Origin of the sequence: Lamprobacter modestohalophilus (assembly GCF_016583905.1) — a bacterium.
Taxonomy (GTDB): domain Bacteria; phylum Pseudomonadota; class Gammaproteobacteria; order Chromatiales; family Chromatiaceae; genus Lamprobacter; species Lamprobacter modestohalophilus.
This window is the reverse complement of the sequence record NZ_NRRY01000030.1, coordinates 29,000-47,137: the sequence shown is the minus strand read 5'-3', so window position 1 is coordinate 47,137 and position 18,138 is coordinate 29,000. Positions and strand designations below refer to the sequence as shown.

The 18,138-nt window shown below is 64.4% G+C and carries 18 protein-coding genes; 6 read left to right on the top strand and 12 right to left on the bottom strand.

Annotation, left to right across the window (positions count from 1 at the left end; all coding sequences use genetic code 11):
• Positions 1-55 precede the first annotated feature (55 nt).
• From CKO42_RS16595 to CKO42_RS16585, 3 genes are read right to left on the bottom strand one after another with little or no spacing between them, the layout of a single operon-like run.
• On the bottom strand, positions 56-1,864 hold the full coding sequence (locus tag CKO42_RS16595) for a coiled-coil domain-containing protein (protein WP_200246447.1): 1,809 nt from the start codon (positions 1,862-1,864) through the stop codon (positions 56-58).
• Positions 1,865-1,885: 21 nt separating this feature from the next.
• Positions 1,886-2,071 (bottom strand): hypothetical protein, encoded by a 186-nt coding sequence (locus tag CKO42_RS16590; protein WP_200246445.1) that lies wholly within the window; start codon positions 2,069-2,071, stop codon positions 1,886-1,888.
• A gap of 30 nt (positions 2,072-2,101) precedes the next feature.
• Positions 2,102-2,281: a hypothetical protein gene (locus CKO42_RS16585; RefSeq protein WP_200246442.1), complete on the bottom strand. Its 180-nt coding sequence runs from the start codon at positions 2,279-2,281 to the stop codon at positions 2,102-2,104.
• Positions 2,282-2,745: 464 nt separating this feature from the next.
• Here CKO42_RS16585 and CKO42_RS16580 point away from each other — a divergent pair, with 464 nt between their 5' ends.
• The gene (locus CKO42_RS16580) at positions 2,746-3,573 is read left to right on the top strand and encodes an HAD-IIA family hydrolase (RefSeq protein ID WP_200246439.1); all 828 of its coding nucleotides are present in this window, start codon (positions 2,746-2,748) and stop codon (positions 3,571-3,573) included.
• Positions 3,574-3,805: 232 nt separating this feature from the next.
• On the opposite strand, the gene CKO42_RS16575 is transcribed toward CKO42_RS16580, so the two are convergent.
• From CKO42_RS16575 to CKO42_RS26950, 8 genes are all read right to left on the bottom strand, one after another.
• On the bottom strand, positions 3,806-4,207 hold the full coding sequence (locus tag CKO42_RS16575) for a hypothetical protein (protein WP_200246437.1): 402 nt from the start codon (positions 4,205-4,207) through the stop codon (positions 3,806-3,808).
• Between the two features lie 72 nt (positions 4,208-4,279).
• A complete protein-coding gene (locus CKO42_RS16570) occupies positions 4,280-4,582 on the bottom strand; it encodes a DUF3240 family protein (RefSeq protein WP_200246434.1) in 303 nt (100 codons plus the stop codon).
• Positions 4,558-4,701, bottom strand: coding sequence for a hypothetical protein (locus tag CKO42_RS16565; RefSeq protein ID WP_200246432.1), 144 nt, complete (start codon positions 4,699-4,701; stop codon positions 4,558-4,560). Before CKO42_RS16565 ends, CKO42_RS16570 begins: the two co-directional genes overlap by 25 nt.
• Positions 4,702-4,741: 40 nt before the next feature.
• On the bottom strand, positions 4,742-7,825 hold the full coding sequence (locus CKO42_RS16560; protein ID WP_200246429.1) for an efflux RND transporter permease subunit: 3,084 nt from the start codon (positions 7,823-7,825) through the stop codon (positions 4,742-4,744).
• A complete protein-coding gene (locus tag CKO42_RS16555) occupies positions 7,825-8,994 on the bottom strand; it encodes an efflux RND transporter periplasmic adaptor subunit (RefSeq protein WP_242479451.1) in 1,170 nt (389 codons plus the stop codon). Before CKO42_RS16555 ends, CKO42_RS16560 begins: the two co-directional genes overlap by 1 nt.
• 287 nt (positions 8,995-9,281) lie before the next feature.
• Entirely contained in the window at positions 9,282-10,502 is a 1,221-nt protein-coding gene (locus tag CKO42_RS16550) for a TolC family protein (RefSeq protein ID WP_200246424.1), read from the bottom strand.
• A 359-nt stretch (positions 10,503-10,861) separates the two neighbouring features.
• Positions 10,862-11,611, bottom strand: coding sequence for a cytochrome b/b6 domain-containing protein (locus CKO42_RS16545; RefSeq protein ID WP_200246422.1), 750 nt, complete (start codon positions 11,609-11,611; stop codon positions 10,862-10,864).
• 95 nt (positions 11,612-11,706) lie between these two features.
• A complete protein-coding gene (locus tag CKO42_RS26950; protein WP_207148758.1) occupies positions 11,707-11,934 on the bottom strand; it encodes a hypothetical protein in 228 nt (75 codons plus the stop codon).
• Here CKO42_RS26950 and CKO42_RS16540 point away from each other — a divergent pair.
• Complete coding sequence (locus CKO42_RS16540; RefSeq protein WP_200246420.1) at positions 11,933-12,643, top strand: DUF3581 family protein; 711 nt, start codon at positions 11,933-11,935, stop codon at positions 12,641-12,643. The genes CKO42_RS26950 and CKO42_RS16540 overlap by 2 nt on opposite strands.
• Before the next feature lie 186 nt (positions 12,644-12,829).
• Here CKO42_RS16540 and CKO42_RS16535 read toward each other — a convergent pair whose 3' ends face one another.
• Entirely contained in the window at positions 12,830-13,321 is a 492-nt protein-coding gene (locus CKO42_RS16535) for a CreA family protein (protein WP_476737473.1), read from the bottom strand.
• 294 nt (positions 13,322-13,615) lie between these two features.
• Here CKO42_RS16535 and CKO42_RS16530 point away from each other — a divergent pair, with 294 nt between their 5' ends.
• The 4 genes from CKO42_RS16530 to CKO42_RS16515 all read left to right on the top strand — a co-directional run bounded on the left by CKO42_RS16530 (position 13,616) and on the right by CKO42_RS16515 (position 18,125).
• Positions 13,616-16,735 carry an anti-phage-associated DUF499 domain-containing protein gene (locus CKO42_RS16530; protein WP_200246417.1) on the top strand — a complete coding sequence of 1,040 codons (3,120 nt, stop codon included), beginning with the start codon at positions 13,616-13,618 and terminating at the stop codon, positions 16,733-16,735.
• 78 nt (positions 16,736-16,813) lie between these two features.
• Positions 16,814-17,077 (top strand): AbrB/MazE/SpoVT family DNA-binding domain-containing protein, encoded by a 264-nt coding sequence (locus CKO42_RS16525; protein WP_200246415.1) that lies wholly within the window; start codon positions 16,814-16,816, stop codon positions 17,075-17,077.
• Positions 17,074-17,508 carry a type II toxin-antitoxin system VapC family toxin gene (locus CKO42_RS16520; RefSeq protein WP_200246413.1) on the top strand — a complete coding sequence of 145 codons (435 nt, stop codon included), beginning with the start codon at positions 17,074-17,076 and terminating at the stop codon, positions 17,506-17,508. Before CKO42_RS16525 ends, CKO42_RS16520 begins: the two co-directional genes overlap by 4 nt.
• Positions 17,505-18,125 carry an anti-phage-associated DUF3780 domain-containing protein gene (locus tag CKO42_RS16515; RefSeq protein WP_200246411.1) on the top strand — a complete coding sequence of 207 codons (621 nt, stop codon included), beginning with the start codon at positions 17,505-17,507 and terminating at the stop codon, positions 18,123-18,125. The genes CKO42_RS16520 and CKO42_RS16515 overlap by 4 nt, the downstream gene beginning before the upstream one ends.
• The last annotated feature ends 13 nt before the right edge of the window (positions 18,126-18,138 follow it).

Below are 18,138 nucleotides of genomic sequence, written 5' to 3'. Positions count from 1 at the left end.
AAGAACCACGGATGAACACAGATGCACACAGATCCTCGCTGTTCTCAATCGCACCTCAATCTGAAGCCTGATGCAGGGTGATATGGGTGAAGGGGATCGCCCAGCCATGGCGGTTGCAGGCGTCGACCAAGATGCGCTGGATGCCGGCACGGATCAGCTCGCTGCGCGGGGCAGCTGCACCCGCAAGCTGAACCTCGATGCGGTAATCCAGTGACGATGCGCCGGCACTCTGGAAGATCACGCTGACCGCACGCAACTGACCCTCATCGAGCAACGACGACAGCGCCTCTTCAAGCGCCGCTTGCATCCGATCCGGCACCTCGGTGGTCGCAATGGACAGATGGCGATAATCGATGCCGAAATGCTCGACGATGCGGAAGCGCTCGGCGAGCCGCTGCGGATGCTGCTGCAGAAAGTCCGGGGTCGGAAAAAGGATCTCGGCGCCCCCCAAGTCGGTCAGGCGCACTGCGCTGGGGCTTTGATGACTGATCTGACCGAGCAGCCCATCCTCAAGCAGAACCCAATCGCCCTGACGCGTCGGGAACCAGGCCTCACCCTCGCCCGCCGGGCGCGAGTGATAGCCCACCAGGTCGCGAACCGGCAGCTCCTGTACACCGCCGTCAAGCTCGGGATTGACCAACTTGGCCCGGAAGGCAAGGGATTCGACCCGATACGGCACCGCGTTGAAGAGGATGCGCTCGCCCTCGCGCACGGTACCCAAGTTGAGGATCAGCTTCACCGATTCGATCTGGCTCGGTAGGGTGTGGATGCTGGCCCATCCGATACCGAGCAGGAAGATGATGATGATGCCGAGCATGAACCAGTCGCCGGCGGCGTTGAACACCGCCATCATCGCCAGCAACCCACCAAGCACGCTGAACGCATGCAGCAACAACAACGCCAGGCGGCTACTGAATTGATTCTCGGCCTGTGGCTTGCGTAAGCGCATCAGCTGGGTCGCGAGCCAACGCACGCCGACAAAGACGACGGCGAAGGCCGCCACCGCGAGCAACAGGTTCAGCCCACGGGTTTGGACGAAGTGGCGTGCATAAGAGGTGGTCTCGTCAAGCAACGATTGCCGCTCTTCGAGCTTGTTCTGTAACTGCAAGTCGAGCGCGGTATAGCGATTCTTGGCCTCGCCAGCGAGCCGCTGCCAATGCTCCAAGCGCGCCTCGAGACGCTCCCGAAGCGAACCTGATGGCGCTTGCTGGAGCAGCCATTGCAGCCGATCCACCGCTTGCTGGGCTTGCGTCTTGCGCTCGCCGATGGTGTCGAGCTCAGCACGCAGATCGCCGATGGCACGCGACTCCGCAGTCGCGCTCTTGAGCTCTGCCAGGATCGGCTTGAGCAGGTTGCTCAGCTCCTGCTGCCAATCGAAGGATTCCGCCTCCTCCTCGATGAAAGGGCTCAGATCGATCTCCAGAGCGTAGCGATCGAACTGGCGACGATCCTCGTACAATTCCGCGCGCAGCTCGCGCAGACGATCCGCCAGCTCCTCACGGGTGACCTGGTCCTGGGCGGCCACCAGCTGCTGCTGAACCTCATCGACCTGTTGCTCTTTACTGACCAATGCCTGGTGCAGGGCCTTAAGCGATTCGAGCGCCGTAGGGTCGAGCGGATCACCCTGCTCTGCCTCAAGCTCAGCGGTGAGACCAACCTGCGGGTTGGCGCGCTCGCTGCTTGGCGAGGGCTCGCCGTCAACAAGAGCGGCCGACGCCAGCGCAGCAGACTCCTCAACAGCCGTCTGCGCCTGAGCACCGTCTTCCGGAGCTGACGGCTGGCCCAACAGTGGCCCTGCGGTGCCAGCCCAGACCAGGATCAGCAGGATCGCAAGCGTCATCGATTGGAAAAAACGTCGGGACATCGCAGAACCTCAGCCTCGATTTCAAACAGGCGATCCGGACAGGATCGCGGCTAACGCCACTTCAGCGCTCGAGCCCGCGAAACCGGCCGGGGCGCAGCGCTCGTCGCCGACCTGCAACAACTGGATCAGACGGCAGCGCAGCGGGATGCGGCGCGCACGCAGCGCGATATCGGCGCCAGCAGCTCGACGGGCGCCTGAGAGCGGCACCGACGAAGACTGTCCGGCGCCGCCGGCATGTTATTGATACCTCGCACAGCCGGACTTGTCTTTGATCGCATCTAAGAACATCGCGTCGTACCAGGGCACCTCTAAATCGCAGATGTGGTAGAGGTTGACTGAATTGGAGTGCCCCTTAAAGAAAAAGCCAATTCCGACGATCACGATAGCGAACAAAAACAGCGGGATCAGTGATCTCATCAACGTTTCTCCTCATTTGATGGCCGAGAAGCCAATTGTTAGCTCGATCTCACTGTGAATGGGAAACCGAAGGCGATTGCTGGAAAAGCTCGTACCGAATTGCGCCGGGTTTTCGTCCACCTTCAAGGAACCCCGCCGGGAGCATAGCCGGGCTATGTGGCCGGTGATGCGAGGCGGAAGGTGGGCAAAAAGGCCAGCAAGGCGGTATAAGATTCGACAGAAACCGCCCAAGCACCCCGGCGAGCCTTCAGGGCACTACTCCCTGAGGTTAGCTGTGGCTGCAGGAGGGGTCAACGCTGAATCCATACGATTCCTGACCTTTCGAGCGGCGCCTGAACCCGGTTTGGGCGCTATTCGGCATCATCACTGATGCGGATGAGCGACGACGGGACCGCACCCATTCGTCAAGCCGCCGCTTCAGCGCCGTCAGCACATCACCGAACAGAGTCGCCGCGAGCCCTCAAATGCCAGTCAAGTTGTTTGCCGACAACAAACGTCCGATCCAGGCCTTGCTACTGGATATGGACGGCGTCCTCTATCACGGGAATAGCCTGTTAGCGGGCGCGACGGCACTGCTGCAACGCATCAAGACAACTCGGCATCTGTTCCTGACCAACAACCCGAGACGCACACCCGAGGCGGTCGCGGACCGGCTCGAGGCGATGGGATTGCCTCGCCCTGATCCAACGCAGATCCTGACCTCAGCACTGGCTACAGCCGAGCATTTGGCCAGACTCAAGCCCGGCTTCTCCTGGTACGCGATCGGCGAGGACGGGCTCGAGACAGCACTGCTTGCGGCCGGCGGCAGACTGGATGCACAGCAAGCCGATTTCGTCATCGTCGGCGAAGGACCTGGGATCGACTTCGATTGCCTCACAATCGCCATCAACCTGGTGTTGAAACAGGGCGCTCGGCTGGTAGTGACTAACCCTGATGCCAGTGTCGACGATCAGCATGAGGGCGAGCACCGGGTACTACCCGGCGGTGGTGCGCTCGTCGCCCCCATCGCCATTGCCTGCGAGGTCGAGCCATGGGTAATTGGTAAGCCGCAGCCCGCGCTGTTCGAAATGGCCTGCGCTCGGCTCGACGTTGAGCCGGCTGACTGCCTGATGATCGGGGATCGGCCTGACACCGACATCGCCGGTGCCTTGGCCATTGGCATGCGCGCTGCACTAGTGCGCACCGGCCGCTTCGGGCCTGATGCCAGCTGGCCCGCCGGACTGCCGCGGCCGCACTGGGATGCGCCCGATCTGCCGCACCTGTTGCAGGCCATCGAGCCTTGGCTGCCTTGAGCGAAGGCGCCCAAGGCGGCATCAACAAAGACCTGTCTAGCGCAGAGAGCGCATCGTCACCCAGCCCCTCATTCGGCCCCCTCATCCGGCCGGTGGCCACTGCATGTTGACCGTCTTTAAGCCGCTAGCCGGCACCGTCACTTGCCGGCCGAAAAAGAACGCCAACGGCAGCGCCGGGGAGCTGCCACTGATGATCCATCCACACTGGCGACAGCGGTAGCTGAACGATGACTCAGCCACCGCTATGCTCAAGGCGCACTGTCTGACCGGCCCCAGACGCTGCGCCTAGGCGCACATAAAAATGCGCGGAGAGATCCTGCCGATTGCGACGCATCGGCGTGACCTCAGTCTGCTCGAGCAACTGGCCATCCGCTCCAAGCAATGAGATGCGCACCTTGCCCGGGATCATGCCTCGATGCGGGATCACACGGGCAACCTCGCCGCTGACGCTGATCGACCCTGCCTCCGGCTCGACCCTGACGCGGCTGAAGTGATAGTGGCTCGAGGTTGCGCGCTCAACCACCAATGCGTCTGTACGCTCGCCAAGCGGCTGATTGGCACAGGCTGAGCCTACGACGACGCTGAGCGCGATGAGCAGCGAGATCCGAGCGATGCGCGTTGGGTTGTTGATCATGAGGTCATCTCCAATGGTTAAGCGAAATGATGGACGAAGCGAAACGGCCCGCCACAGCGCGCCGATGGGTGATCAGTCGATGTGGCCAGCCGCGAGCATCGGCAGCAGCCAGTAATGCAGCCCACTGCCGCTGAAATCGGCGCGCACGGCCTCGAGCAACGCACGCGCGGCCGGCTCCGGCAGCTCAAGCAGAAACATCACGCGTCGGCTGCGTCCGGCGACCTGCTCGGCCAGACTCATGGAATGCTCGGAAGAGCCATGACCGGCGATCGGCAGGCTGGTAAAACCGGGCACCTCGGCACGCTCGAGCAACCATTCGGCTAGGCTGTCCTCAAGCTTTGGTGAGCAGATCAGGTGCAGCAGACAATCAGCCATTCGCGCTCTCCAGTCAGGCTTGTGATCAAGTGGGCAATCACGTCGGTCAGCATGTTGGCCGACGGGCTGCCGAGGCTCAGGTCAACAGTCATCGGGTGAGTGGTGGTCGACTCCAGCATCGAGGTCATCCGTGGTCGCGGCCATCAGCATTGGCCCCGCTTAGCCGAAGCGCCGATACAGGATCGGCAGCAGCACCAGCGTCAGCAGCGTCGACGAGACCAGCCCGCCGATGACGACGATCGCCAGCGGGCGCTGGATCTCCGAGCCGGGGCCGGTCGCGAACAGCAGCGGCGCCAAACCAAAGGCGGCCGTGGTGGCCGTCATCAGGACCGGTCGCAGGCGGCGCTTGGCGCCTTCGACGACCACCTCCTGCATCGGCCGCCCAAGCGCACGCAGCTGGTTGAACCAGGTCACCAGCATGACCCCGTTCAGCACCGCGATACCGAGCAGCGCAATGAAGCCGACCGAGGCCGGTACCGACAGGTACTCGCCGGTGACGGCCAAGGCCACCACGCCGCCGATCAGCGCAAAGGGGATATTCGAGAGCACCAGCAACGACTGGCGCAGCGAGCCGAAGGTCGAGAACAGCACCAGGAAGATCAGCACCAGCGCCACCGGCACCACTAGCGCCAGGCGCGCCGCGGCGCGCTGCTGGTTCTCGAACTCGCCGCCCCATTCGATCCAATAGCCGATCGGCAGCTGTACCTGCTCGGCCACAGCCGCGCGTGCCTCCTCGACGAAGCCGACCAGATCACGCCCGCCGCCGACATTGGCGATGGCGACCGACATGCGGTTACCGAGCTCGCGCGAGAGCACCACCGGCCCCTCGACGCGCTCGATGCGAACCAGGTTCTCGACCGGCACCGAGCGCCCGTCCGGTAGCGCCAATTGCAGCCCACGGAAGCGCGCCGGCGAGGCTCGCAGCGCCTCGGAGGCACGGATCACCAGCGGCCGGCGCTTGCCCTCGCGATAGACAGTGCCGACCTCGAGCCCCTCGATCTGCGCGCGCAACATCGCCGCCAGCGCGTCGGCATCGACACCGAGGCGCCCGGCCTCGAGCCGATCGACGACCAGGTTCAGGTACTGCGCACCCTCATTCTTCGGCGTGAACACATCCTCGGCGCCGTCGAGCTGCTCGAGCACCGTGACGATCTCCTCGGTGATCCGATTCAGCTCATCCTGATTGCCGCCGAAGACCTTGACTGCCAGATCGCCACGGACGCCGGTGAGCATCTCCGAGACCCGCATCTCGATCGGCTGGGTAAACGCATAGTCGAGCCCCGGGAAGCCCTCGAGGACACTGCGGATCGCATCGACCAGCCCGTCCTTGGTCGCAAAGCGCCAGTCTTCGCGCGGCGCCAGGATCAGGAAGCTATCGGTCTGATTCAGCCCCATCGGATCCAGACCCAGCTCATCGGAGCCGGTGCGCGCCACGACCCCGCGGACCTCAGGCACCGCTTGCATGATCGCCTGCTGCACGCGCAGGTCGATGTCGAGCGATTGCTCCAGGTTGATCGACGGTAACTTCTCCAACTGCACGATCAGATCGCCCTCGTCCATGGTCGGCATGAAGGTCTTGCCGACGCGCAGATAGAGCGCGCCAGCGCCGACCAGTAGCGCCACCGCGAGCCCGACGATCAGCCATTCGCGCTTCAGCGCCCAGGTCAGCGAGGGGCCATAGACCTTGAGCAGTTGACGCACCACCCAGGGCTCCTCGGCGCCGCCCTTGCCGAGCAGATAGGAGGCCAGCACCGGGATCACCGTCAGCGACAACAGCAGCGCACTCGCCAGCGCAAAGACGATGGTCAGCGCCACCGGCACGAACAGCTTGCCCTCGAGCCCCTGCAACGTCAGCAGCGGCAGGAACACGATGACGATGATCAGGGTGCCAGACGCGACTGGGAGGGCGACCTCGCGCGTCGCCCGATAGATCAGATGCAGCCGCGGCAGCCGGCGTGCGCCGGTGTCACCTCCGCTCCCATTCGTGCCGTGACGAGCAAGCTGAGTGACCACGTTCTCGACCACCACCACAGCCGAATCGACCAGCATGCCGATCGCGATCGCCAAGCCGCCGAGCGACATCAGGTTGGCCGAGAGCCCGAACACACGCATCAGCACGAAGGTGGCCAGCGCCGCCAACGGCAGGATCAGGGCCACCGTCAGCGCGGCACGCAAGTCGCCGAGGAACACCACCAACAGGATCACGACCAGGACCACCGCCTCGACCAAGGCCATGCTCACCGTCGACACTGCCCGGTCCACCAGCACGCCCCGATCGTAGAAGACATCGATCTCAATGCCCTCAGGCAGGCCGGCCGCGAGCTCGTCGAGCTTAGCCTGGACGCCCGCGACCAGCTTGCGCGCGTTGGCGCCGCGCAGTCCAAGCACCAGCCCCTCGACGGTCTCGCCTTCGCCGTTGCGCGTCACCGCCCCATAGCGGGTCAGCGCCGCACGCCGCACCTCGGCGACATCGGCGACGCGCACCGGCTGGCCGGCATCGCCGCCAACGACGATCGCGGCCAGATCGTCCAAGGTCTGGATCGCGCCCTCGCTGCGCACCAGCAGGACCTCCTCGCCGTCATCGAGCCGTCCAGCACCGTCGTTGCGGTTGTTGGCCTCGATCGCCGCACGCAGCTGCCCGAGACTGATGCCGTAGGCGCTCATCCGGGCGTTGTCGGGCTCGACCTCGAAGGTGGTCACGAAGCCGCCCAGGGAGTTGACGTCGGCCACACCGGTCACCGAGCGCAGCGCCGGGCGGATGGTCCAGTCGAGCAGGTCGCGCTTCTCCGCCAGCGTCAGCGCATCGCCCTCGATGCTGAACATGAACATCTCGCCGAGCGGCGTGGTCAGCGGCGCGAGGCCGCCCTCGATACCAACCGGCAAGTCGCCACGGATCGCCGCCAGCCGCTCGGCGACCTGTTGGCGCGCCCAATAGATATCGGTGCCTTCCTCGAAGTCGACGGTGATGTCGGTGAGGCCGTACTTGGCGATCGAGCGCAGCATGACCTGATTCGGGATACCAAGCATCTCGATCTCGATCAGGCTGGTGATCCGGGTCTCGATCTCCTCTGGCGTCATGCCGGGTGCCTTCATCACCACCTTGACCTGCGGCACCGAGACGTCCGGAAAGGCATCGATCGGGGTCTGTTGGAAGGCGCGCCAGCCGGCCCCGACCAGGGCCAGGGCCACCAGCAGCATCAGCAGCCGCTGGGTGAGTGCGAAACCGATCAGGCGAGCAAACATCAGCCGGCGGCTCCTTGCTCGGACTCGGACTTGGTACCGGCTCCCGGAGTAGGCTCGGCATCAGGTTCAGGAGCAACATCAACAGGTTCAGGCGCGGCACCAGCATCGGCCCCGGCGCCGAGCCAGGCCGCCTTGAGCTCGACCACGCCCTTGACCACGACCCGATCTGATGCCACGAGCGAGCCCGTGACCACGGTCTCTCCCTCTTCCTCGGCGATCAGCCGCACCGAGAGCGGCTCGAACCCACCCTCGCGCGCGACGAACAAAATAGCCTCACCGGCATGGCGCACGACCGTCGCAGCCGGCACCCGCCAGCGGCCGCCCGCCTCGGTGGTCGCGGCGAGCTGCACCTCGATGAACTGGCCCGGACGCAGCTGCTCGGCACCATCGGCCACCTCGGCGCGCACCAGCACGCCCTGGTCCTGGCTATGGACCAGACGACCGACGGTGATGATGCGACCCTCGATGCCAAGCGTCGGCAGCAACGCCCGGTCGCCCGGCGCGAGGCCCGCAACCCGGTCGACCGGCACATGCACCTCGATCCACAGGGGCTTGAGGTCGGCGATGCGATACAGCGGCGTGGCCGCGGTCAATGATTCACCGGTGCTGACCATCTGCTCCAGCACCACGCCAGCGATCGGCGCACGCACGGGCAGACTGGTGGTCAGGGCTCGACTGCGAGCGAGGGTATCGATATCGGCCTCGGACATCCCGGCCAGCGCCAGCACCTGACGGCGCTGCTGGACCATGGTCGCGAGCTCGTCGCGACCCGCCTGGCTCTCAATCAGCCGCCGCTCGGCGATCACCCCTTCGCGCTGCAGCATGCGATCGCGCGCCACTTGGCTCTCGGCCAGCGCCAGGCGGGTCAAGGATTCGAGATAGTCGCTCTGCGCCGAGACTAGATCCGGACTCTGCAGACGCGCCATGATCTGCCCTGCGGTTACGCGTTCGCCTTCGGCGACCAGCAGCGTCTCGACCACCCCGGCCTTGCGCGCGGCCACCACCCGCAGTTGCGGATTAGGCACCGCGACGCGTGCCGGATAGCGGCGGGTCAAGGTGGTTTCAGCGGGTTGCGGCGAGGCGAGCTGGATGCCGAAGCGGTCCTGCTCGGCTGGTGTCAGTGGGATCAGATCAGCCGCGGCTGCACTCGTGGCGCTCGTGGCACTCAAGATAAGCAGGGTCGCTCCTAGTGCGAGGCCAAGCCCCGAGTCGAGCCGTGAGCCGAGCGCGCTCACCATGCACTGAATCTGACTCGACCAACGAGCGATGCGCTGATTGATAGGCGATCCTGACCAACAGCGAGCCGGTCCGGGACGCGGGGCTGCCGTCAGCGTCCGGCACTGCTGATGCCTCCCAATCAAACGAGGCGTCCCCGCCTGCACAGATGACACTGATTTGGTAAGCGTTTCCCTAGCGGCATTCAGCCGGCGCAGGCGACCGTTGCGATTGGAGCACATCATTGCGGGATCATCCCTAAGGCTTGATTGACTCGCGCCAGCGCCTGGCCTTGTTCGGCGCGGCGCAGGGCGAGGTCGAGATGGGCTTCGCGGGCGCGTCGCTCGGCAAGCAGCCGCTCGGCGAGATCGGTTTCTCCGAGATCGAAGGCACGCTGGGCGACCGACAGCGTATCGGCGGCCAAGCTTGCGCGCCGTTCGGCGACCTGCAAGGCATCCGCGGCGCCGCGCCGACCGAGTACCGCCGCCACCAGCTCCCGCTCGGCCTCGCGGCGCATCCGGTGCAGCTCAGCGAGACGCTCGGTCACCTGCCGCTCACTGGCGGCGATCTCCGGTGCCGATTGGCTGGCGAGGCCGAACGGGATCGACAGCTCCAGCTGCAGGGCATCGTCGTCAGGAAAGGCACGCGCGTCGCGCGTCCGCCTGCCACCGAGACTCAGAATGGGATTGCCACGGCGATCGCTGACGACCTGCTCACGCTCGGCGCGTGCGCGCGCCAATGCGGCATCGGCCTCGGCGAGGAGCGGATGATCGTTGGGTAGGCCGCCAGCGCCCTGGCCGTCATCGGAAAAAGCCCCAGCGCCCTGGCCGTCATCGGAAAAAGCCCCAGCCCCCTGGCCAGCAGTGATCGGTGGCACGCTGGGCCAGTTCGGTGGCTCCGGCAACTGCAGCCGACCAGTGATCTGCACATAGGCCGCTCTCGCCTGCTCCCAGTCCGCACGCGCCGCAGTCAGTTCGGCCTGGCGAGCGAGTGTCTCCTGCTGCGCCGTCAGCAGGTCAAGCCGCGCCAGCTCGCCGGCGTCGTAGCGCTTGGCCACCACTGACTCGAGCCCTCGTGCGGCCTCATAGGCGGCGTTCGCCTGCTGCAGCTGGACCTCAGCGAGCTTGGCTGCCCAGACCGCACCACGTACCGTACCGGTAACCTCCCAGCGCAATAGCCTCGCTAGGGCCTCGGCCCGCAGGCCGAGCGAACTCGCCAGCTCCAGACGCGCGCGGCGCTGGCCGGGCAGCCAGAGCGGTAGCTCGAGCAAGGCCTCGACCTCGTAGGCACCGTCATCGCCGGTGAAGCGATCGGACACCCCTTTAAGGCGCAGCGCCGGATCAGCAGCGGTCCAGGCACCGGCCTGGCGACGTACCGCGTCAGCCTCGCCGCGCAGCGCATCCGTGCGGATCAGCTGCCCGGCTTGCTCCAATGCGGCAGCGACGGCCTCAGCGAGCGTCATAGGTGATGCCGCATTGGCTCCAACGGCACGAGTCTTATCAGCCGTACCAGCAATAGCAGCAGCACCAGCAGCGTTAGCAGCACTAGCAGCACTAGCAATACCAACAGAACCAGCGATATCAGTAGACGCTAAAGCGCCGGCAGGCGAAGCAGCGTCAACCGTCATGGGTGCTGTCAGAACCAACATCGACAGCAGAAACCAGGCTGCACTAAAGCGCGCACTCAAGCTCTTGCAACGCCATCCAGCTGGCACCTGCACGTGCGCACCCGCTCGCCCAGTCAGGCGCCGAGCACCGGGAGCGACTTGGCGCCAAGAACCAGCACAGGGGACGCGTTGGCACCCAAAAGCGGCCGGCAGATTCATTGGCCGAGCGGTCGTTTGCGACCAGTGACCATGCTGCGTGGCAGGTTCTCGCGCGTGACGATGCTCGCGAAGACGACGCCTACGATGTGCAGCAAGACCAGTATCAGGACCAGATTGGCGAAGACTTCGTGCAGTTCCTCCCAGAGCTCCTCGGCGCCCTCGTGCGCTTCGCGCTGCCCAGACCCGCGCTCGGCATAGCCTTCACCGGCGCGCTCACCGGCTTTACCCCGCTCACCGCGCTCAGCATGTTCTTCGTCGTCATCATCATCAGCCTGAGCCGTCGAGACCAGTGCAAAAGGCGCAGCACCCTGGTTGAACTCATCGGTACTCACGAAACCCGCGAGCGGCCCGGCGTTCTCCTCCAGTGCATACAGCACTAGCCCAGAGCCAACGATGGCGAGCAGGCCAGCCAGCAAAGCCCAGACCATCACCGCACCGGCCGGGCTATGCCCGATGTGTCGGATCGCCTTGAAGCGGACCAGGTCGATCAGATACGCCAGCACCGCCTTGAGCGGGAAAGCGAAATCGGAGAACCGCGCGTGCTGCGGTCCAACGAAGCCCCAGATGATCCGTGCCAGGACCAGAACGCCGATCAGATAACCGGTCCAGACATGCAGCAGCTGCACGTCCTCGCTGAAATAGGCGACGAAGAACCCGACCGCGAGGGTCCAATGGAAGACGCGGACGAAGATGTCCCAGACCTGAATCGAGTCCGGCTGAGGGGTTGTACCGCTTGGATCGGCCATGGCGTTTCTCGCTTGGTCACAGAGCGTCACCCGCCTGCGGTCAACCGGTGAACGGCCGCTCGCGGGGACTCGAGATGGAACTTGATCGCGAGAGCCTAATGGTTGAAGCTGAAACCAAACTGAAAGGCGACCATGGCCGGGTCGCAAATCCCGTCTGGGCCCTGGACTTCAGCGGCTAGCGACCTGTCCCTGCCCCAGTGGCAGCCCCAGTAGCAGCCCAGTAGCAGCCCAGTAGTAGCCCAGTAGTAGCCCAGTAGTAGCCCCACCATTAGTAGTCCTAGCGGCAGCTCGTCGGCCCCCTCTCTCTTGGAGCTTTGAGCCATGTTTCTCGATCCTTTCCACGCCGTCGAAGACGGCGGGCTGCGTATCTCCGGAGCGCAAGGCAGCGCCTTCGCGAAGCAGATCGCGGGTGATTTCAATCCGATCCACGATGCCACGCATCCGCGCTTCTGTGTCCCGGGCGATCTGCTCTTTGCGCTGGTCCTCGCCCGCTGTGGTCTGGCGCGTCGGATGACCTTTCGCTTCACCGGAATGGTCGCAGCAGATGCCGCGTTGACAGTCATTGAGCAAGACGACGGTATCCTGGTCGAGACGGCCGAGGGCAAGCCCTGTCTCGAGGTCGAGCGCTCAGGGCCGGTAACCAAGGATTTGGCCTTGATCGAATCGCTGGTGCGCCGCTACGTCGCCTTTTCGGGGCAGAATTTTCCGCACATCCTGGTGCCGTTGATGGAGCAGCAGGGGGTGATGATCAATCCGGATCGGCCGCTGGTGATCTATGACCGGATGGCGTTCGAGCTGGACCGAGTGGACGACCCGGACGTGGACATTGCGCTGGAATCGACCGAGCTGGAGGTGAAAGGCAAGCGCGGCGAGGCCCGACTCGGATTCCGCCTCACGACGGCCGGAGAGCCGGTCGGACAGGGCGCCAAGACCCTCATCCTGAGCGGGCTGCGGGCCCATGAGCCCGCCGTGTTGCAAGGGTTGGTCGAGCGCTATGCCGAGCGCAAGGCCGCTGGGCTCGCTGGGGCCTGAACGCTTTGTGGATGGTTTTCCAACGTCAGAGAGGTCGTTGGTGTCGAATTCGCCCCAAATGCCGGTCAGACACGACCGGCCGATCGAGCACCATCGCCAACGACCTCGCCGTGGAGCCACAGCACTCGCTGATCGGGTTGCGGCAGCTTGAGTGGCCGTACCCCCAACTGACGGGGTCTGCCCGGCTCAAGGTGAGGGCTTCACAGGCGCTGCCCAGGGGCGGATGACGACCACCGAGAGGCTGTTCTTCGGCGAGCCTTCGATGATGCGGTCGCTAAAGTTCAAGTAGACGAGGGTATTGCGCGGGGCATCATAGAAGCGGACCACCTGCATGCTCTTCGTGAACAACGAGGTGCGCTTCTTGAACACCTCGTCACCGTCACGCTTGCCACTGGCGATCTCGTCGGGGAGACTGATCGGGCCGACTTGGCGGCAGGCCAGCGAGGCGTCCGAGGTGTCCTCAGCGACGCCGACGGCGCCACTGACGCCGCCGGTCTTGGCCCGGCTCAGGTAGCAGGCGACGCCGGGGATATCCGGGTCTTCGAAGACCTCGACGACGATCTTGTCGTTGGGGCCGACCAGCTTGAACTTGGTGCCGACCTCGCCGACCAGTTCGGCATGGGCGGCAAAGGGCAGGACCAGGACAACGAACAGGATTAGGTTCAGGGTGCGAATGATCGGGAGCAAGGGCGTCTCCAGGTTGTGGGTCGTCGGGGGCTTCGCCGGCTTCAGACGGATTATCCCTCAACCGCAGCGGGGCTTCTCAGCCCTTGCGTTAGCGGGAAGCCATGCGACGCTGATAGGCGGACAGAGCGCACCTGTTAAGGATAGCGGTTTGCGGTGCTGCTGCCGAGCCCTATGGGCCCTTTTCCCTGACCCTTTGGCGAGTCGTCGGGCCTCCCTGAACATAAAGCGATTCACAGGTTGATAGAATGCGCCTGATGGACACTCTGATCGACACCGGGGAACACTGTGCTTGCGACCGTTCGTGACGCCTGCCAAATCCATCCGATAGTCCACGACTACCGGATGACCGAGGCCATCGAGAACCTCTCCGACCTCATCACCGACCAGGGCGACGGACGCGCCTTCTTCGACCGTAACTACATCACCCAAGGCATGGCGGACCTGTTCCGCGAGGGCCTGTTGCGCCTGAGCGGAAAGTCGGATCAAGCCACCTTCGAGCTGGCTCAGGCGATGGGCGGCGGTAAGACGCACATGATGACCGCCTTGGGACTGCTGGCGAAGCACCCTCACCTGCGCGCCGAAGTGCTTTCCGCCGAACTGGCAGAGCGCCTCGATATCAGTCCAGCGCGCATCGCGGCGTTCAATGGTCGCAACGACCCGGATCATTACGTGTGGGGCGAGCTGGCTGAGCAGTTAGGGCAGGCGGAGCAGATTCGCCCTCACTGGGTTGATGGTCCACGCGGCGTCGATGAGGCCAAATGGATGGCGATCATCGGCGAGACACCGACCCTGATCCTGCTCGACGAACTGCCGCCCTACCTGCTCAACGCCAGTACCCGCGCCGTCGGCAAGGGCTCGCTCGCTGATGTGGTCACCTACAGCCTGAGCAACCTGCTCACTGCCGCGATCAAACTCCCGCGCTGCTGTGTGGTGATCGCCAACCTCGCCGGCAGCTATGAGGCGCAGACCAAGGACCTGGCGCGGGTCATGTCCAATCTGAAGCAGGAATCCAACCGCCAAGCCCAGTCCATCACGCCGGTACAGCTCGCCGGCAACGAGATCTACGAGATCCTCAAGAAACGCCTGTTCACCGACTTGCCCGATGACCGGACTATCGAGGCCGTGGCCGAGGCCTTCGCCGAGCAGGTCAAAGCGGCTGAGGACGGCGGCTACATCACCGCCCGCTCCATGGAGGAGGTGGCGGGAGAAGTCCGCAAGACCTATCCCTTCCATCCCTCATTCAAGAACCTGGTGGCCTTGTTCAAGGAGAACGAAGGCTTTCGCCAGACCCGCGGACTGATGCAGTTCACCGCCCGCCTGCTGCGCAGTGTCTGGACCCGAGAGGCCAATGATGTCTTCCTGATCGGCACCCAGCATCTCGATCTCAACAGCGTCGAGGTGCGCGATGAGATCCAGCGCATCAACCCCGCGCTGCTGCCGGCGGTGGTCAACGACATCGCCGACCAAGGCAACGCGCGCGCCGAAGAGATCGATGCCGATCTCGGCGGCGATGCCACGGCTCAGGTCGCCAGGCTGGTGCTGTCGGCCTCGCTGTCACGCGCGGCGGAAGGCCGTTTCGGTCTCACCCAGGCCGAGATCCTCGAATACCTGGTCGCCCCCCACCACAAACCCGACGAGTTCCTCACCGGACTCGAACGCCTACGTGATCGTGCCTGGTATCTGCACCGCGAGAACGAACAGTTCTATTTCAAGGAGACCGAGAATCTCGGTCGGCGCATCGAGCGTGATGCCCGCCAAGTCCCGGCACCCAAGCTCGAACAGGCCCTGATCAATCGCCTGACCGGCCTGTTCCAGGCGCAGAGCAAGTCGCGCGCCGCCTACCAGGAGGTGCAGATCATGCCGCGGCTCGACGACGTGAAGCTATCCGGCAGCCGCATCCTGCTGGTGGTGCAGCCCGATGGCCGCACGCCACCCGAGGCGATTCGGGGCTTCTATGAGTTCCAACAGGAAAAGAACAACGTCCTCATCCTGTCCGGCAACGACAGCCATCTGGCCAACGAGGTCGAGGCCCGGCTGCGCGAGCTGTACGCCATCGAGAAGATCCACGCCAACCTCAAGCCCGGCGACAGCCTCTATGACGAGGCCCGCGACAAGCTCGAGGAACTCGAAGAACGCTTCACCAAGGCCGTCTCCGGCGCCTACAACCGGCTGTTCTATCCTGGTCCCAGCGGGGGCGGCGAGGGCGAGCTGGTCATGGCGACCATCGACAATGGTCTGAGTTTCGGCGAAGGCGACTACGCCGCTGAGGCGCAGATCGAGAAACTGCTCGCCAGCGCCCGCTGCGACAACAAGCTTGCGCTCGATATGCAGGACGAGCTGCCGAACTACTGGTCCATGGCCGAGACCTTCCTCTGGCCTGCCTCGGATCGGCGCGTGCCCTGGCGTGATCTGGTGATGCGTGCCAAGACCGATCCCACCTGGCCCTGGCTGCCCGGCGCGCGTGGGCTGGAGCTATTGCGTGATGAGGCACTCAAGCAAGGCCGCTGGCGGCAACACCCGGACGGCCAACTCGAGAAGGGACCCTTTCCAGCCGAGAAGACCTCGGTCAACGTGATCACGCTCAGCACCAACCGCGAGACTGGAGAAACCAGCCTCTCACTCACCCCGCGTAATGCCGGGGAGAGTCCACGCGTCTATGTCCTCAAGACCGCATCCGTTTCTGAACAGGACGAACAGGTCGAGGATCTGGAGGAGTACCGCACCACCGAGGCGGCGCTGTATTTCATCGCTGTCGACAGCAGCGGCAAGTACCAGACCGGCGAGCCAACGCGCTGGACCGCCGAGCTGACCATCCGCCATGAGCTGCACCAGGTCGCGGACGGGCGCAAGCTCGAGCTGCGCTGTACGCCGGCTGCGGAGATGCACTACAGCCTCGACGGCACCAACCCCAAGGAAGGCAGCCTCTACCGCGAGCCCTTTGCGGTTCCAGCCGCGGCCACGACCCTCTTGGTCGCCGCCAAGGCGGGTGAGGTCGAGAAGACCACCCGCATCAGCATCCCAGCCGATGGCGACGACCGGCTGATCATCGACGACGCCAAGCCGGCCCGGATCAGCGACAGTAAACGCATCGCCATCGACAACACCGACAAGGTCTTCGAGCTCATCAATACCTTTCAGGATCGCGCCGACATTCGCCTACGCGGCGTGATCATCGTCATCGGCGAAGGCGAGCATGGCGTGCAGATCCGCTTCAATGAACGGGAACTGACGCCCACCGCCATCGAGACCGCCATTCGCGGCGTGCGCGAGGCGATCGGCGACGAACAGGCGAGCGTGCAGATCACCATCCGCGGTGGTATCGACTTCGGTGACGGCTATGCCCTGAAGCGATTCGCGGAGCTGGTGGGGATTGGGTTGGCGGCTGGCGATGTGGATCAGGAATAGGGATCGCCTGTAGCGGACCATGCAAGCGCTTGCTAGAATCCAGTCTTTGTCTTACTGAGTAAGAAGCGGGAGGGGTCGATGTCAACCGTGACCATATCCGAAAAGGGCCAAGTCGTCATACCCGCTGCCATTCGCCGGCGGCTTGGTCTCGAGCCAGGCAGCAAGCTCGATTTCGAGTTGGAAGGCGATAGCATTCGGGTTCGGCCACTGAGATCGATACCCCGATCGCGGACCGAGGATGGCTACGGACTCCTGCGGTGCGAACGGCCCGGCGAGCGGCGGTTGGCGGATTTCGATGTCGCCAACGCGATGCGCGAACAAGCGCAAAACGCTGCAGAATGATTGCCCTTGATACCAACATCCTGGCGCGCTTTTACGTGGATGATCCTGGCGATCCTGAAGCGGTCAAACAGCGTCCCATCGCCCGGCGCATCCTGATGGACAGTCCGAGTCTGTTCGTCCCGCTCACGGTGACGCTCGAGCTCGAATGGGTCTTGCGGGCCTTCTACCGTTTCGCCCCCGGTCAAATCGTCGCTGTCTTTGAGCATCTGCTCGGACTCGATCAGGTGAATACGGAAGAAGCGGAGCGCATCGCCATCGCCCTACCGCTGACCGAAAACGGCATGGACTTCGCGGATGCGTTGCACTTGGCGGGCAGTGGCCACTGCCAGGCGCTCTACACCTTCGACGACCGAGGTTTTGCGCGCCGGGCTCGGCGGTTGACCGACGCCACCGCGGTCGTGGTGCCAACCCAGCAGCTCGACAACCCGTGACCTCGCGCCATGAGGCCGAAACAGGTCGGCCAGCCCAGCGCGTCGCCCACGCCCACCAGACGCTGGGCTTCGGGGTACCGGCCACCTCCGACCCGCACCACTTCGTCGTCAGCATCCCACGCGGGAATACCACCGCCGTGCTGATCAGCGAGCACTTGGGCATGGGTGCCGGCACGGCCCCAGAGCAGGTGTTGGATCGCGTGATGCTGCAGCGCCTGCGTTGGACCGCCATTCGCGCGGAAGTGCAGCGTGCCTTCAACGCCCGGCTCAAGGCGCACAACCTAGCGTCCAGCACCTGGAAGGTGGGCGACAATCCGGTCGACCGCCTGCTCGGCAAGGAGCTTTGCGTCCTCGCTTGGGCGATTGAGCAGCTCGATCCACAGAAGATCCCGCTCGCCGTGCGCAACTGGCTCGCCCTGCGCCCGGAAGAACGCTGGTGGCTGTTTGGCATGACCGCCGTTGCCAGTGGTGGCCTGCAAGATGGCGAGCACGGCTGGCGGGTTGCCTTGCGTTATGCGCTGGGCGATGTGGCGCAGAATGCTCAACTTCACTCACGGCTCGAGACCCGCAAGCCCGATTCCAAAGGTCCAAATCAGACGTTGGGATTATTCGATTAACTACGTTTCAAGA